The sequence below is a fragment of the Escherichia sp. E2562 genome (genome assembly GCF_005781075.1).
In the GTDB taxonomy this organism is placed as follows: domain Bacteria; phylum Pseudomonadota; class Gammaproteobacteria; order Enterobacterales; family Enterobacteriaceae; genus Escherichia.
Genome location: NZ_VATM01000001.1, coordinates 267,665 through 283,426, shown reverse-complemented (window position 1 = coordinate 283,426; position 15,762 = coordinate 267,665). Strand labels below are relative to the sequence as shown.

The window sequence follows — 15,762 nt, the reverse complement described above, 5'->3', positions numbered from 1 at the left end:
ATAAAACATAGCCCGGTATACACGCGTATACCGGGCTTTTTTTATCAAAATTCCATTTTCACTGTGAATTGTACTTCACGCGGATCGCCAATCTGATTACCCAGATTATTTGTGGCGATGGAAGAGGTGTAATACGTTTTATCAAACAGGTTTTTGACGTTTAATTGCAGAGTGACTGGATACTGCAATTTCATTTTGTATGCGGCGAAGGCATCGGCAACAAAATAGCCTGGCAGATAATAGTCAGCCCCATTGGTTGCCGAACGACGGCTTACGCCATGTCCGCCACCGCCAAACGTTAGTGTGTTATTGCCAGGCATGTTATGAATGTCATAGGTCAGGAATAGCGAACCGGTATGACGAGGAACATTCGGCAATGGTTTTCCTGCATAATCAGGATCTTCCAGAACCTTAGCATCGGTATAGCCGTAGCTGGCAATGATATTAATGTTTTCTGTTAATGCTCCTGCAAGGTCGACTTCTACCCCTCTTGAACGAACGCGGCCTGCCGTTTTGGCGATGGTTTCATCACCAATACTTTCGGTATACAACACGTTACGTTTATGGATATCAAACAGCGCAATATCTGCGGTTATACCATCGAACAGCTCGAATTTTGCCCCGACTTCGTAAGCATTAGATGATTCCGGTGGAAGATCGCCGATGTAGCTGGCAATTGACGATTGCGGCATAAATGTTTGCGAATAATTCGCAAATAAAGATACCGATGGCGTCAGTTTGTAGACTAACCCCAGTTTGGGCGTCCATTGTTCATCGCGGCTGTCAGTATTGACATTAAAAGGACGGCCTTTACCCGCATATTGCGTGTAATACTGATAGCGGATCCCGGCGACGGCAATCCAGTTATCTGTCAGATAGAGTGCATCCTGTGCATAAGCTGAGTAGCTCTCCTGTTTGATCGTCTGATCGCTGTCCGACGCCGAGACAGTTGTGCATTTGCTGGTATTGCCATAAACAGGGTTGTAGATATTGAAATCTTTAGCGTTTTTACAGCGAATCATATCTGTGCGCAGAAGATCATAATATTCATATGACACCCCACCCAGAATCTCATTATAGAACCCAGCAATATCAACATTCCCTTGCAGATCCGCACGAGTAGCATGCATACGCTGGGTAGATCCCTGAGTTGCATCAACACGCCGTGTCAGCGTTCCTGTCGTTGCATCATACGCGGTAACACGAGCCTGATTATCGCTGTATTTATCTTGGCTGTAGCTGTAATCAAAGCGCGCTGTCCACTGGCTATTGAGATGATATTCTGCGTTGAGTTGCGCCAGATCGGACTGACCATCTGTAATATTAAACGGTTCGTCGAAACGTATTTTTCGATCAACGTTGACGGGCTGTTTCGTCGTAAGGTCGAAAATCGTTCCACGATCGAACGGCGTTTTATAATCCCGATGTGAATAGAGCATGGTTACTGTTGCATTATCACCAAACCAGGTGAGTGATGGGGCAATAAATGTGCTGCGCTCTTTACCGAAATTCCGCCAGTAATCTTCATCTTGCACTTCCCCCGTCAGGCGATATGCCAGCTGAGTACCTTCAATGGGGCCTGTGATATCCAGTTGCCCAGTGCCTCCGCCAAAACTGGAGGAAGTGGCTGAGACAGTACCATGGAATGTTTTTTCCGGGCGCTTTGTCACGACGTTAATCAGTCCGCCAGGATCGAGAATGCCATACAGCGTGGAGGCCGGACCTTTTAGCACTTCCACACGTTCAGTTGCAGCGTTGAAGCTACGAGGAAGTACGGTTCGCAGACCATTGGTCATGATGGAGCCATCCCGGTTAGCACCAAACCCACGACGTACAAAGGCGTCCTGAGTTCCGCCTAATGTATTGGTCTGTACCACGTTACTGACGTTATAAAGCGCCTCATCCAGCGTCGTCGCATTCTGATTTTCCAGAACCTGATCGCTAACCGTATTGACCACCTGCGGGATATCCAGCATCGGCATATCGGTTAATGTCGCCGTGGAGGTGCTCAGGGGTTGATAACCATCGGTCGCCTCAGTTGCGGTATTTGCATCCGCTGTAACAGTGATTGTTTCGCCATCTTTGGTCGTTACAGTGTCGGTTGCATGAATCATCGGTGCTGCAAAGAGCAGTGAAAAGAGCGCCCGACCTTTGATTCCTGAGAATGAAGGTGTGAACTTAGCCATTTAGTCTGTTATCCCAAAAACTCACGGATTGTCGCGAGTGAAAATTGTTTCTTGTTGCTCACTAAGCACTATCCGTTTGTTATTTCGCCATCGGATATGTAATTGAGAATCATTCAATCATGCGGTGATGTAGTAGTAAATGAGAAATAACAAAAAATTGCTACATGTGTTTTTATGAGAGGTTAATGCAATTAAATTGATATTAACCTGTTAATATTTAATGATTTTATTTTTATTTTTAAAAATATTTCACCTGTTATTTACCTTGTTTTTGTATGGCTTTTAACTTCTTGACTACTACATTTTGTGGCGTCAAACTCTCAAAGGAGAATGAGTTTTATTTTTGTTTGTCTTTGATTAAGTTGGCGTACACGTGGCACATAACGCAAAAGGGCAGGGGCTGATCCTCGACAATGTTTCTGCCGGGTATCACAAGAAAATCATTGTTGATGGTGTTTCTTTCTCCGTTCCCACAGAAAAAATGACCGTTCTGGTTGGGGCAAACGGCTGTGGAAAGTCGACGTTGCTCAGCACTATTGCACGTATCTTGCAACCCATGGGCGGCGCGATATTGCTGGATGGTAAAGCGATTCACGAGCAACCAACGAAAACGTTATCCCGCAGACTTGGGATCTTGCCGCAGTCGCCATTATTGCCGGAGGGCTTAACCGTTTATGAACTGGTGTCGCGTGGGCGTTTTCCCTGGCAAAATTTCATACGTCAATGGAGCGACGCCGATGAGCTGGCGGTAGAAGAGGCTCTGAAATTAACCGGTACGCAGGAGTTTGCACATTTACCTGTTGAAAAACTCTCTGGTGGGCAGCGCCAGCGTTGCTGGATTGCGATGGTGTTGGCGCAAAAGACGCCTTATATCCTGCTGGATGAACCCACAACCTGGCTTGATTTACGTTATCAGGTTGAAATTCTTGAGTTATTACATGATTTAACGCGTCATCACGGGCGTACTGTCGTCGTGGTGTTGCATGATCTGAATTTTGCCGTGAATTATGGTGATACGTTGATATTTTTACGCCAGGGGAAAGTGGTGCGTGTGTTAAATGAGGGGGAACATTGCACGCCTGAGTTGGTAAAAGCGGTTTTTGACGTTGATGTTCACGCATCAATAAATCCTCTGACGGGGAAACCGTTCTTCATGCCGTTTCGTGGTGTAGAAAAAGTATGATGCGCACGGGGCTGGTTACTGTTTTTTTCCTCGCCTTACTGTTGGTGGGATGCGTGGTATATCCAGGGATTGGTGCCCGATTTATTGCACCACAAACGGTGTTGCAGGCATTTCTTCATTTTGAACCGCAAAACTTCGATCACAACGTAATTGTAAGACTGCGTTTGCCGCGTTTAGCTGCAGCATTGCTCACCGGTGCTTCTCTTGGTGTTGCTGGTGCTTTGTTGCAGGCTGTCATTCGTAACCCATTGGGAGAGCCACATATTTTAGGCTTAAATGCCGGAGCCGCCCTCGCTGTCGTTGCCGCCAGCGCGCTTGGACTGGCCTTTCCTGTTGGACGTCCACTGCTGGCATCTGCGGGAGGCGCGTTATTGTTCCTGTTGATATTGCTGCTTTCCTCCGCAGGGCGTTCAGGGTTAACGCCAATGAAAGTTACTTTATGCGGCGTGGCGCTATCGGCGTTCGTGTCCTCAATAACGGCGGCAATCCTGATTCTTGACGAGCAAACGCTGCTGGCAATGCGGACATGGTTAGCGGGTGATTTAGCGGGGCAGGATTGGGCGACGTTGGGTACGTCCGGCTGGTTTTCTCTGGGGGGATTTGTATTAGCCCTTTACCTCGCGCCCTCTCTTAATATGCTGGCTCTGGGCGATCGCATGGCGCAAGGTCTGGGCGTCTCGGTACTACGCACGCGAACATTCACCCTGCTTGCGATCGCGTTGCTCTGTGGCGCAGCCGTATCGATTGCTGGCCCCATTGGTTTTGTCGGCCTGTTGGTACCGCAGATTGTCCGGCGTCTGGTATCAGCGGATCTGCGCGTTCTGCTCCCTCTTTCAGCCTGTGTCGGTGCCTTACTGCTATTACTGGCAGATATTATTGCCCGGACGCTTTTCACGCCCCATGAGTTAGCGACCGGTGTCATGACGGCGTTAGTTGGTGCGCCCGTTTTTGTCATTATGGCGACGAGGATGTTCAAATGAGTCGGATAATGAACGTCGGGCTACGCCCACTACGTGTTGGTAAGTTTTCGACGCTGGTACGCCCTAAAAATCTGGTGTTGCTTGGTGGGCTGTTTCTGTTTGCAGTTGGAATACTGATATTCGGTCTGATGCATGGCTCTTTCTCCGTCCCGGCATCGGAAGTAGGGCGAGCGTTGTTTGCTACAGAAAACGTAAGCACAGACGCACGTTATATTGTGCAGGATATTCGCTTACCGAGAGTCATCATGGCATTGCTATGCGGGGCCATGTTAGGTATGGCGGGGGCCGCAATGCAATCCATTGCGCGTAACGGCCTTGCCGATCCCGGTTTAATCGGCGTCAAAGAAGGATGTAGCGTGGCGGTGCTGTGGCTGATTTTCCAGTTTCCCATGCTGGGAATGTTCTGGCGTCCAGTGGCTGGTCTTGCTGGTGGCTTGTTGGTGGCTTTAATCGTGATTTTTTGTGCGCGCGATATTTCCCGCCCGCGATTTGTTCTGATTGGCATTGGTGTTTCCTGGTTTTTCGCCGCCGGTATCGGTGTATTTATGACCACTGCAGATGTTCGAGATGTACAAACTGCATTGATGTGGTTATCGGGAAGCCTGCATGCAGCTAACTGGATGTTAGTCGGTATTTCAGCCTGTTGGATGTTGCCAGCCGCTCTTTTATTGCTGTTCACCGCCAGGACGGCGGATATCGCTCTGCTTGGTCATCAGGTTGCAACTGGGTTAGGGGTGAATAGTTCTCGTCTGGCGTTGTTACGTGTAGCCGCACCAATAATCCTGACAGCCGTCTGCGTTTCGTGTGTTGGTAACATCGGTTTTGTCGGATTGATAGCACCCCATACATCACGTTTTATTCTACGTGGCGGGCAGACGACATTACTGCTGGGGAGCGCCGTATCGGGGGCGTTGTTAGTCATCCTGGCGGATAGCATTGGTCGTTTGGCTTTTTTGCCTTTGCAACTGCCTGCCGGAATCATTATTTCATTGATTGGTGGACCATTCTTTTTGCTACTGCTCTGGCAGCGCAGGAACAGTTTTTAACGGGAGTTATATGCGTTTATTTTTTTCTCTGCTGATACTGTTGTCATTTTTTGCCCGCGCGACAGAACCTGTTCAGGTGTTTACCGATGATTTAGGGCGCAAAGTCACAGTGCCCGCACATCCAAAGAGAATTGTCTCTTTACACGATCTTGATATCACTATTCCTCTGATTGAGCTTGGTGTACCTCCTGTCGCCAGCCACGGGCGAACTCGGCCTGACGGTAGCCATTTCATTCGATCAGGCGCATTACTGACAGGTGTCGACTTCGATAATTCATTGATCGCCTTCATTGGAACAGCCGACATTGATATTGAAGCGATTGTGGCGGCAAAGCCTGACCTGATCATCACAGAACCGACCCGTAATACGCCTATTGAACAACTGGAAAAAATTGCGCCCACGGTGAGCATTGATCATCTCAAAGGGGGCGCGCCAGAAATCTACCGCAAGCTGGCAGAACTTACAGGAACACAGGCGCAGCTGGCGATACTTGAACGCCGCTATCAGGCACAAATCAATGCGCTGAAGGCGACGCTGGACAGCCAAAAAATAACGGTATCGGTGATTCAGGCAAATCAGGGAAAAATTAATGTGATGCATAGCTATCATTCGCTGGGGCGGGTATTACGCGATGCTGGTTTTCGCTTTCCGCCGCTGATTGAGAGCATTCCTGAAGGTGGGCGAATGGATGTGAGCGCGGAGCGTTTGCCTGAACTGGATGCCGATTTTGTTTTTGCAACCTGGCGCGGTGACACCGGTGGTAAACCTCAGGATGAGCTGGCAGCAATGGAAAAAGTCATGCCGGGGTGGTGTCAGTTTCTGACGGCCTGTCGTTCAGGACGCTATGTGTTGATTTCTCGTGAAGAGGCGATTTCTAACTCCTTTGCATCTCTGGGGCTGATGGCTGCGCAGATACAATCACAAATTGCGGGACGACCTCTACCGGAGGCCAAATGATTCAGAAAGACAAAACGCGGGTTGATATTTATGGTGAGCGTTTTCGCACTCGCGCGAGTCAGTTAACGCCTGGGTTAAGAGCCGTCGCCAGCTACATTAATGAGCATCGTGAAGTGGTACTCGAGCAAACGGCGATGGAAATTGCGGCCACGTTGAATACTTCCGATGCCACAGTGATTCGGGCTATCCAGGCCCTGGGATTTGCCGGGCTGCGCGATTTGAAACGCACTCTGGAACAGTGGCTTGGTCCAGCCCTTAGTTCCAGCGAAAAGATGTCTACGACGGTGAGTAACTTGACGAGCGATGTTAACACCGCAATCGACTTTGTTCTTGAAGGGCATTTGTATACCTGTAATGTCCTGTCAGAGCCTGAAAACCGCCACGCGCTTGCGCAAGCGGTAGCGTTGTTGGTGCAGGCACGGCAAGTCGCAATTTTTGGCATTGGCGCTTCGGGTATTCTGGCGGACTATACCGCACGACTATTCAACCGCATAGGCTTGCCTGCCACGGCGCTAAACCGTACGGGTATTGGCCTTGCCGAGCAATTGATCGCGCTTCAGCGAGGTGATGTTCTGATCATGATGGCGCAAAAATCTGCGCACCGGGAAGGGCTGACAACGCTGCGTGAAGCGAGACGGCTGGGGATCCCTGTTATTTTGCTGACAAACGCGCTGGATTCACGTTTTAGCAAAGACGCCAGTATCGTGATTCATGTTCCGCGCGGGGATGAAAAGGGGAAAACGCCACTACATGGTACGGTATTGTTGTGCCTGGAAATGATTGTCTGGTCGGTGGCTTCCGCGATGCCGCAGCGTGCGGTTAAAACCATTAAGCGAATTAACGATTTCCATCGGGGTTTGAAAACGGGAAGAAAGAATGGCTAATCTGACCTGAGGCCGGTAGCAACACCGGCCTCTTTTCAGGAATGTTAAATCCCCGGTTGCAGGATGCGGATATTCATCTCCAGCACATCGCCTTTTACGGCCTCGCTGTACGCTTTCATGTGCGGGGTCTGCAAGTGCGCTTCAAGATGCGCGATACTTTCCCACTGCTCAATCATCACGATAGAGTCCGGCGCCATAGACTGGAAACTCACGCCAGCAGCGCAATCCACCATCGGCGCATAGCCGTGGCAACCTTCTTCCTTCAGTACGGTTGGAACGATTTTAGCAAATTGATCCAATACCGCCTGACGGTGATGTTGACCAGGACGAGTACGGATTTCTGCGATTACTGTAATCATGGTTAACTCCTTCTAAAGCCAGAGCCCTAGTTAACCAAAAATCTCTACAAGATGCTTGCGATATTCTTCAGTATAGCGGGGAACATCAGGCATTTTTATCACATCATTAGCGATAAATGTCGGCAGCGGTTCCATACCCAGGAATTGGTTTGCTTTATGGAACGGCAGATACACGCCGTCAACGCCAACGCCGTGGAAGAATTGGTCTTTTTCGGTGAAGGCTTCCATTGGTGCGTTCCAGGTCAGGGAAAGCATATATTTTTTGCCCTGTACCAGGCCGCCAGAACCGTATTTTTTCGACGGATCTTTGCGGGTACGACCATCGCTGGCATACAGCGTGCCGTGACCTTCGGTGAACACATCATCGATATATTTCTTCACCGTCCACGGTGCGCCCATCCACCAGCCTGGCATCTGCCAGATCACCACATCAGCCCAGAGAAAGTTTTGTACTTCGGCTTTGACATCGTAGTCGCTCTCGGCGCGAACGATGCGGACATCATGCCCGAGGTCGCGCAGCGTGCCATCCGCGACTTCGGTCAGGGTGTCGTTCAGTTGACCATTGGAGTGGGCGAATTTTTTCGCGCCGTTGATAATCAGGATGTTGCTCATTTTTTATCCTCAAGGTGAGACGTTTGCCGACTATAGTACGTCACAGAGCGGTGCGGTGAAATTAGCAAAATGTGCAAAGTCTTTTGCGAATTTTGCAAAAATATCACCACTACCAGCTCACCTTCGCCTCAAATCCACCTTGTTCCGCATTCCCAAACACAACATTCATGCCATGCAATTTGGCGATTCGCTGGACAATCGACAGCCCAAGCCCGCTGCCGGTAGCGGTTTGTCCAGGGGGGCGGTAGAAACGTTCACCAATTCGCGCCAGTGCCTCTGGTGTCACACCGGGGCCGTTGTCTCTTACGGTGAAATTATCTGCATTCAGAGTGACGTCCACCACGCTGCCCTGTGGACTGTAACGTACTGCGTTATCCAGCAGATTTCGGACCAGTAGACTTAGCAATAGCGGTTGCCCGGTGCGTTTGATGCCGTGGGCATTGAGCGTCAGCCGCACGTCAATTTTTGCCTGCTGCGCCGTGTGGTAAATATCCATCACTGACGATTGCAGGAGGTCTTCAAGCGGGATCTCCGCGACGTCCTGAAGGTTATCCAGTGAGTCGAGCCGCGACAGGGTGAGCAACTGATCAACCAAGCGGGTAGCGCGATCGATCCCCGAATGTAATTGCATTAGTGCTTTTTTCCGTGCCTGTGGATCATCATCGGAAAGCTGTGCGACTTCGGTTTGCACTTTCAGCGCCGTTAATGGGCTGCGCAGTTCGTGAGCTGCATCAGAGGTAAAGCGCCGCTCACGGATCATCATCGCATGTGTACGATCGAACAGTTGATTCAGCGACTCGACCAGTGGACGCACTTCGCTGGGTACACCTGCGGTGTTAAGTGGTTTTTCTGAGTCGGGATCGCGCAAACGTAGCGCAAGCGCCAGTTTGTTCAGCGGCGAGAGTTCACGACCCAGCAGTACCATCATGATGATTAACATAATGGGTAACGCAACGAGCCACGGGATCAATTGCCCGGCGACAATCGCCAGCGCCATGTCTTCACGGTATTCCCATTCCTGACCTACAACAATGCGGTATTTACCATCAGACGACGTCATCCAGACAAAACGCCAGGGATCATCTTCATCTACCAGTTGACCGTTAGTAAATCCTTCACGTTGATAGTGATAGGGAATATCCTCCCCGTTGTCGCCATCGTTGAGCACCATTTTTCCATCGTGGGTAAAGATGGCAAAGGTTAGCGCATCATCATCTACATGACCGTGTTTGAATTTCTTCGGCGCTCTTGCCATACGATCTGCCGCGTTGATTTCGTTGAGATCGAGCGTACTTAACCGTTTGGCAAACAGCATTAACTGGGTATCGAACAACTCGTCGACGTTATCCGTTGTTTGCTTCCAGGCGACAAAACTGGAAAGCAGCCAGGTCACCGAGGCCAGAATCAAAAAGATCAGCGTCAGCCTGACTCGCAGACTAAGGCGTTGGGTAAATTTCATTTCTCACCTAATGTGTAGCCTATACCGTGAACGGTACGAATAAAGTCACTGCCGAGTTTGCGCCGCAGATGATGCACATGCACTTCGACGGCATTGCTGGTGACCTCTTCGTCCCAGGTATACAGTTTTTCTTCAATCAGTTTGCGCGGCAGTACCCGACCGGCGTTGCGCATCAGGAGTTCCAGCAGGGCAAATTCTTTTGGTTTTAACGTTAAGGGTTCACCTGCCAGGGTGGCGATACGTTTGCCGGGGTCAAGCATTACGTTGCCGTGGTGTAACTCATTGCTGACTTGCCCGTTGCTTCGACGCATCAGGGCTTCCAGTCGGGCGGCGACTTCTATCAGCGCAAAAGGTTTGCACAGATAATCGTCGGCCCCCAGGCGCAAACCTTCTACGCGCTCCGCCAGTGCGTCGCGCGCGGTCAGGATCAGTACCGGCTCACGTTGACCTTTTTCTCGCCATTCGCGCAAAATATCGCGGCCATCCATTCCCGGTAAGGTTAAATCCAGAATTACCGCGTCGTAAGGTGCGCTATAGAGCGCTTCTTTTCCCTGACGACCTTCCGTAAACCAGTCGACGCTAAAACCCATCTTACTCAGACCTGTTTTGATGCCATCGCCAATCAGCATGTCATCTTCTATCAGTAAAATTCGCATCTTTTCATCCCTGCGATAACTGTATTTGTTGCAAGTAAACCGTGTTGTAACGTGCTCTGTACAGCCCTAAATTTTCTTTTTTTTCCTTAAGAAGTTGTTAAGGACTATCTTGTTTAATGCTCGGAAACAGACATTAAAGGGAGTAACAAACATGAAAAAATTCGCAGCAGCAATTGCAGTAATGGCCCTGTGCAGTGCACCGGTAATGGCAGCAGAGCAGGGTGGTTTTTCTGGCCCATCGGCAACACAAAGTCAGACCGGAGGATTCCAGGGGCCGAACGGCAGCGTAACTAACGTAGAAAACGCGAAATCTCTGCGTGACGACACCTGGGTAACTCTGCGTGGCAATATCGTTGAGCGCATCTCTGACGATCTGTACCTGTTCAAAGATGCCAGCGGCACCATCAATGTAGATATCGACCATAAACGCTGGAACGGTGTGACGGTAACGCCGAAAGATACGGTTGAGATTCAGGGCGAAGTGGATAAAGACTGGAACTCTGTTGAAATTGACGTTAAACAGATCCGCAAAGTAAACCCGTAATTTTACCGCTCCCGGGACGCGTTCCCGGGAATAATTTCGCAGGGAGGCAAAATGAAAAACCAGACCTTGAAAGTAAGTGTTATCGATTTTCCATCCACCCATGTGGCGATTTTGCCGCATCGCGGTAGTCCTGAGTTGCTCAACTACAGCGTGGCGAAATTTATCATGTGGCGCAAAGAGACGGGGCTTTCCCCTGTTAATCAAAGCCAGACCTTTGGTGTCGCCTGGGACGATCCTGCCACCACCGCACCAGATGCGTTTCGCTTTGATATCTGCGGCAGTGTTAACGAACCGATTCCGGAGAATCGTTATGGCGTGAGTAATGGTGAACTTACTTCGGGGCGCTATGCCGTTGCCCGCCATGTTGGCGATCCGGATAACATATCTCATACCATCTGGGCCATCATTCGCCGCTGGCTTCCTGAAAGTGGTGAGAAAATGCGTAAAGCACCGCTCCTGTTTCACTACACCAATCTTGCCGAAGGGATGACAGAGCAGCGACTGGAAACGGATGTTTATGTGCCGTTGGTGTGATGGGGAATCTTGTGAGCCAAATGTGTCTTTGTGCTTGATAAGTGGGTCGTTAACGAAAAGATTACTGCTCGCAAAAATTCTAAGTACCGCGATGCAGAGCATACCGTTTTGCAGCAGGTCGAGTATCTGGCCCTGGATAATTCGGTCACTGGCTATAACCGCTATCGCGCGGGAGAGGTCGATCTTACCTGGGTTCTGGCGCAGCAAATTCCCGCTATTGAAAAATCACGGCCTGGCGAGCTGCAGATTATCCCGCGTCTGAACAGCGAATATTACAATTTCAACACGCAGAAACCGCCGTTTGACGATGTTCGTGTCCGGCGGGCGCTATATCTGACGGTCGACAGGCCGTTAATCGCGCAAAAGGTACTCGGGCTGCGAACCCCTGCAACCACGCTGACGCCGCCAGAGGTAGAAGGTTTTAGTGCGACGACGTTCGATGAACTGCAACAGCCAATGAGTGAGCGCGTCGCGATGGCAAAAGCCTTGCTGAAACAGGCGGGATACGACGCCTCTCACCCGCTACGCTTTGAACTGTTCTACAACAAATACGATCTGCATGAGAAAACGGCGATAGCCTTGTCTTCCGAATGGAAAAAATGGCTTGGCGCACAGGTGACGCTGCGCACGATGGAGTGGAAAACGTATCTTGATGCCCGGCGTAGCGGTGATTTCATGTTGTCGCGGCAGTCGTGGGATGCGACGTATAATGATGCTTCCACCTTCCTGAACACGCTTAAAAGCGATAGTGAAGAGAACGTCGGTCACTGGAAAAACACGCAGTATGACGCGTTATTGAATCAGGCGGCGCAAACCACTGATGCGGGGAAACGTAACGTGCTGTATCAACAGGCCGAGGCTATTATCAACCAACAGGCACCGCTGATTCCCATCTACTATCAACCGCTGATCAAACTGCTTAAACCCTACGTTGGCGGTTTCCCGCTGCATAATCCTCAGGATTATGTTTACAGCAAAGAGTTGTATATCAAGGCACATTGATGCCTTTATCGCCGCCGGAGCACGTCCGGCGGCGCTAATGACGCTGATCTCCTGTGACTCGACGCGGCAGATAATGTAGTATCTCCAGCAATATTGCCCCTTTGAAGGCTGGCGAATAAGTTGAGGAATCAGAATTAATGAGCGATATGGCAGAGCGCCTTGCGCTGCATGAGTTTACGGAGAACGCCTACTTAAACTACTCCATGTACGTGATCATGGACCGTGCGTTGCCGTTTATTGGTGATGGTCTGAAACCCGTTCAACGCCGCATTGTGTATGCGATGTCAGAACTGGGCCTGAATGCTACCGCCAAATTTAAAAAGTCGGCTCGTACTGTCGGTGACGTACTGGGTAAATACCATCCGCATGGCGACAGCGCCTGCTATGAAGCGATGGTGCTGATGGCGCAGCCATTCTCTTACCGTTATCCGCTGGTGGACGGGCAGGGGAACTGGGGGGCGCCGGACGATCCGAAATCGTTCGCAGCAATGCGTTACACCGAATCCCGCCTGTCGAAATATTCCGAGCTTTTATTAAGTGAACTGGGGCAAGGAACGGCGGATTGGGTGCCAAACTTCGACGGCACGTTGCAAGAGCCGAAAATGCTCCCTGCCCGCTTGCCGAATATTTTACTTAACGGCACCACTGGCATTGCCGTCGGCATGGCGACGGATATTCCGCCGCACAACCTGCGTGAAGTCGCGCAGGCGGCAATCGCCTTAATTGAGCAGCCCAATACCACGCTCGACCAGTTACTGGATATCGTGCAGGGACCGGACTACCCGACCGAAGCGGAAATCATTACCTCCCGAGCGGAGATCCGCAAAATCTACGAAAACGGTCGCGGTTCTGTGCGTATGCGCGCGGTGTGGAAGAAAGAAGATGGCGCGGTGGTTATCAGCGCACTACCGCATCAGGTTTCTGGCGCGCGCGTACTGGAACAGATTGCTGCGCAAATGCGCAACAAGAAGCTGCCGATGGTTGACGATCTGCGCGATGAATCTGACCACGAGAACCCGACCCGTCTGGTGATCGTGCCGCGTTCCAACCGCGTGGATATGGAGCAGGTGATGAATCACCTCTTCGCCACCACCGATCTGGAAAAGAGCTATCGTATTAACCTCAATATGATCGGTCTGGATGGGCGTCCTGCGGTGAAAAATCTGCGGGAAATCCTCTCCGAATGGCTGGTGTTCCGTCGTGATACCGTACGCCGCCGTCTGAACTATCGTCTGGAGAAAGTCCTCAAGCGCCTGCATATCCTCGAAGGTTTGCTGGTGGCATTTCTCAACATCGACGAAGTGATTGAGATCATTCGTAATGAAGATGAACCGAAACCGGCGCTGATGTCGCGCTTCGGCATTACGGAAACTCAGGCGGAAGCGATTCTCGAACTGAAACTGCGCCACCTCGCCAAACTGGAAGAGATGAAGATTCGCGGTGAGCAGAACGAGCTGGAAAAAGAGCGCGATCAGTTGCAAGGCATTCTGGCTTCCGAGCGCAAAATGAATAACCTGCTGAAAAAAGAGCTACAGGCCGACGCACAAGCGTATGGTGACGATCGCCGTTCGCCGCTGCAGGAACGCGAAGAAGCGAAAGCGATGAGCGAGCACGACATGTTGCCGTCTGAGCCGGTTACCATTGTGTTGTCGCAGATGGGCTGGGTGCGTAGTGCCAAAGGCCATGATATCGACGCCCCAGGTCTGAACTACAAAGCAGGTGATAGTTTCAAAGCTGCGGTGAAAGGCAAGAGTAACCAGCCTGTGGTGTTTGTTGACTCTACCGGACGCAGCTACGCCATCGACCCCATTACGCTGCCCTCAGCGCGTGGTCAGGGCGAACCGCTCACCGGTAAACTGACGTTGCCGCCAGGTGCTACCGTTGATCACATGCTAATGGAAAGCGACGATCAGAAACTGTTGATGGCTTCCGATGCAGGTTACGGATTCGTCTGTACCTTTAACGATCTGGTGGCGCGTAACCGTGCAGGTAAGGCACTGATTACTCTGCCAGAAAACGCGCATGTTATGCCGCCAGTGGTGATTCAGGATCCTTCCGATATGTTGCTGGCGATCACTCTGGCTGGACGTATGCTGATGTTCCCGGTCAGTGAGCTCCCGCAACTGTCGAAGGGTAAAGGCAACAAGATCATTAACATCCCGTCGGCAGAAGCCGCTCGTGGCGAGGATGGTCTTGCACATCTGTATGTCCTGCCTCCACAAAGTACGCTGACGATTCATGTCGGGAAACGCAAAATTAAACTGCGCCCGGAAGAGTTGCTGAAAGTGACCGGTGAGCGTGGCCGTCGCGGCACCTTGATGCGTGGTTTACAGCGTATCGACCGCGTCGAGATTGACTCCCCACGGCGTGCTGACAGCGAAGAGTAAAATGCAAGAGAGGGCCGTACCTTCTCCTGTTAAAAAGGTGAACCGGATGAAACGTTGAAGTCGTCATCCGGTGCCGCATTTAGTCTGTATAAACAATAAAAATTCCCTTGAAACCGTTGTTTATTCATGCGTTGCGATTAACAATACGTTTTTCCAGAGAGCGGCTTTTAACAATGCCCTAACCTGATTTCAGGTGACGTACAATGCCAGTCTCTCAGATCTTCAGAGGGTGTTATGCTATATATCTTTCGTCTTATTATTACCGTTATTTACAGCATCTTAGTCTGTGTATTCGGCTCTATTTACTGCCTTTTCAGCCCGCGTAATCCGAAGCATGTGGCTACCTTCGGGCATATGTTTGGTCGTCTTGCGCCGCTGTACGGCCTGAAGGTCGAATGTCGCAAACCTGCTGATGCTGAAAGCTACGGCAATGCTATCTATATCGCTAACCACCAGAACAACTATGACATGGTGACGGCATCAAACATCGTGCAGCCGCCGACAGTCACTGTGGGTAAAAAGAGTTTGCTATGGATCCCCTTCTTTGGGCAGTTGTACTGGTTAACCGGTAACTTATTGATCGACAGAAACAATCGCACTAAAGCGCACGGCACGATCGCCGAAGTGGTGAATCATTTCAAAAAACGCCGTATCTCCATCTGGATGTTTCCGGAAGGAACGCGCAGCCGTGGTCGCGGTCTGCTGCCGTTTAAAACAGGGGCATTTCATGCTGCGATTGCCGCAGGCGTTCCGATTATTCCCGTGTGTGTTTCCACGACTTCGAATAAGATTAATCTTAACCGACTGAATAATGGTTTAGTGATCGTAGAAATGCTGCCGCCAATTGATGTCAGTCAATATGGTAAAGATCAGGTTCGCGAGCTGGCTGCCCATTGTCGTTCGATAATGGAACAAAAAATCGCCGAGCTCGATAAAGAAGTCGCAGAGCGCGAAGCCGCCGGAAAAGTTTAA

General features: G+C 50.5%; 14 protein-coding genes and 1 pseudogene. 10 read left to right on the top strand and 5 right to left on the bottom strand.

Annotated elements, in window-relative coordinates; all coding sequences use genetic code 11:
- Positions 1-44: 44 nt before the first annotated feature.
- On the bottom strand, positions 45-2,186 hold the full coding sequence (locus tag FEK43_RS01285) for a TonB-dependent siderophore receptor (protein WP_135407889.1): 2,142 nt from the start codon (positions 2,184-2,186) through the stop codon (positions 45-47).
- 373 nt (positions 2,187-2,559) lie between these two features.
- Here FEK43_RS01285 and FEK43_RS01280 point away from each other — a divergent pair, with 373 nt between their 5' ends.
- Genes FEK43_RS01280 through FEK43_RS01260 form a run of 5 tightly spaced genes read left to right on the top strand, consistent with a single transcriptional unit; the run spans position 2,560 to position 7,237 of the window.
- Positions 2,560-3,369 (top strand): ABC transporter ATP-binding protein, encoded by an 810-nt coding sequence (locus FEK43_RS01280; protein WP_135407887.1) that lies wholly within the window; start codon positions 2,560-2,562, stop codon positions 3,367-3,369.
- Complete coding sequence (locus FEK43_RS01275; protein WP_135407885.1) at positions 3,366-4,349, top strand: iron ABC transporter permease; 984 nt, start codon at positions 3,366-3,368, stop codon at positions 4,347-4,349. Before FEK43_RS01280 ends, FEK43_RS01275 begins: the two co-directional genes overlap by 4 nt.
- 8 nt (positions 4,350-4,357) lie before the next feature.
- Positions 4,358-5,395 carry an iron ABC transporter permease gene (locus tag FEK43_RS01270; protein ID WP_135407940.1) on the top strand — a complete coding sequence of 346 codons (1,038 nt, stop codon included), beginning with the start codon at positions 4,358-4,360 and terminating at the stop codon, positions 5,393-5,395.
- A gap of 10 nt (positions 5,396-5,405) precedes the next feature.
- Positions 5,406-6,353, top strand: a complete 948-nt coding sequence (locus FEK43_RS01265) for an iron-siderophore ABC transporter substrate-binding protein (protein ID WP_135407883.1) — start codon at positions 5,406-5,408, stop codon at positions 6,351-6,353.
- Positions 6,350-7,237 carry a MurR/RpiR family transcriptional regulator gene (locus tag FEK43_RS01260; RefSeq protein ID WP_000614953.1) on the top strand — a complete coding sequence of 296 codons (888 nt, stop codon included), beginning with the start codon at positions 6,350-6,352 and terminating at the stop codon, positions 7,235-7,237. Before FEK43_RS01265 ends, FEK43_RS01260 begins: the two co-directional genes overlap by 4 nt.
- Positions 7,238-7,281: 44 nt before the next feature.
- Here the strand turns inward: FEK43_RS01260 and FEK43_RS01255 are convergent, their stop codons facing one another.
- The 4 genes from FEK43_RS01255 to qseB form a co-directional block, all read right to left on the bottom strand.
- Complete coding sequence (locus FEK43_RS01255; RefSeq protein WP_000633737.1) at positions 7,282-7,596, bottom strand: putative quinol monooxygenase; 315 nt, start codon at positions 7,594-7,596, stop codon at positions 7,282-7,284.
- Between the two features lie 30 nt (positions 7,597-7,626).
- Positions 7,627-8,208 (bottom strand): NADPH:quinone oxidoreductase MdaB, encoded by a 582-nt coding sequence (gene mdaB / locus FEK43_RS01250; protein WP_000065441.1) that lies wholly within the window; start codon positions 8,206-8,208, stop codon positions 7,627-7,629.
- 109 nt (positions 8,209-8,317) lie between these two features.
- The gene (gene qseC / locus FEK43_RS01245) at positions 8,318-9,667 is read right to left on the bottom strand and encodes a quorum sensing histidine kinase QseC (RefSeq protein ID WP_135407881.1); all 1,350 of its coding nucleotides are present in this window, start codon (positions 9,665-9,667) and stop codon (positions 8,318-8,320) included.
- Positions 9,664-10,323: a quorum sensing response regulator transcription factor QseB gene (qseB, locus tag FEK43_RS01240; RefSeq protein WP_130261290.1), complete on the bottom strand. Its 660-nt coding sequence runs from the start codon at positions 10,321-10,323 to the stop codon at positions 9,664-9,666. Before qseB ends, qseC begins: the two co-directional genes overlap by 4 nt.
- A 151-nt stretch (positions 10,324-10,474) precedes the next feature.
- Between qseB and ygiW the strand changes: the two genes are divergently transcribed.
- From ygiW to plsC, 5 genes and pseudogenes are all read left to right on the top strand, one after another.
- Positions 10,475-10,867 carry an OB fold stress tolerance protein YgiW gene (gene ygiW / locus FEK43_RS01235; RefSeq protein ID WP_096251400.1) on the top strand — a complete coding sequence of 131 codons (393 nt, stop codon included), beginning with the start codon at positions 10,475-10,477 and terminating at the stop codon, positions 10,865-10,867.
- Between the two features lie 51 nt (positions 10,868-10,918).
- A complete protein-coding gene (locus tag FEK43_RS01230) occupies positions 10,919-11,401 on the top strand; it encodes a GyrI-like domain-containing protein (protein WP_130210337.1) in 483 nt (160 codons plus the stop codon).
- Between the two features lie 27 nt (positions 11,402-11,428).
- Positions 11,429-12,403, top strand: a pseudogene (locus FEK43_RS01225) (ABC transporter substrate-binding protein); the annotation flags it as partial.
- 137 nt (positions 12,404-12,540) lie between these two features.
- Complete coding sequence (gene parC / locus FEK43_RS01220) at positions 12,541-14,790, top strand: DNA topoisomerase IV subunit A (protein ID WP_130261289.1); 2,250 nt, start codon at positions 12,541-12,543, stop codon at positions 14,788-14,790.
- 234 nt (positions 14,791-15,024) lie between these two features.
- The gene (plsC, locus tag FEK43_RS01215; RefSeq protein ID WP_000965725.1) at positions 15,025-15,762 is read left to right on the top strand and encodes a 1-acylglycerol-3-phosphate O-acyltransferase; all 738 of its coding nucleotides are present in this window, start codon (positions 15,025-15,027) and stop codon (positions 15,760-15,762) included.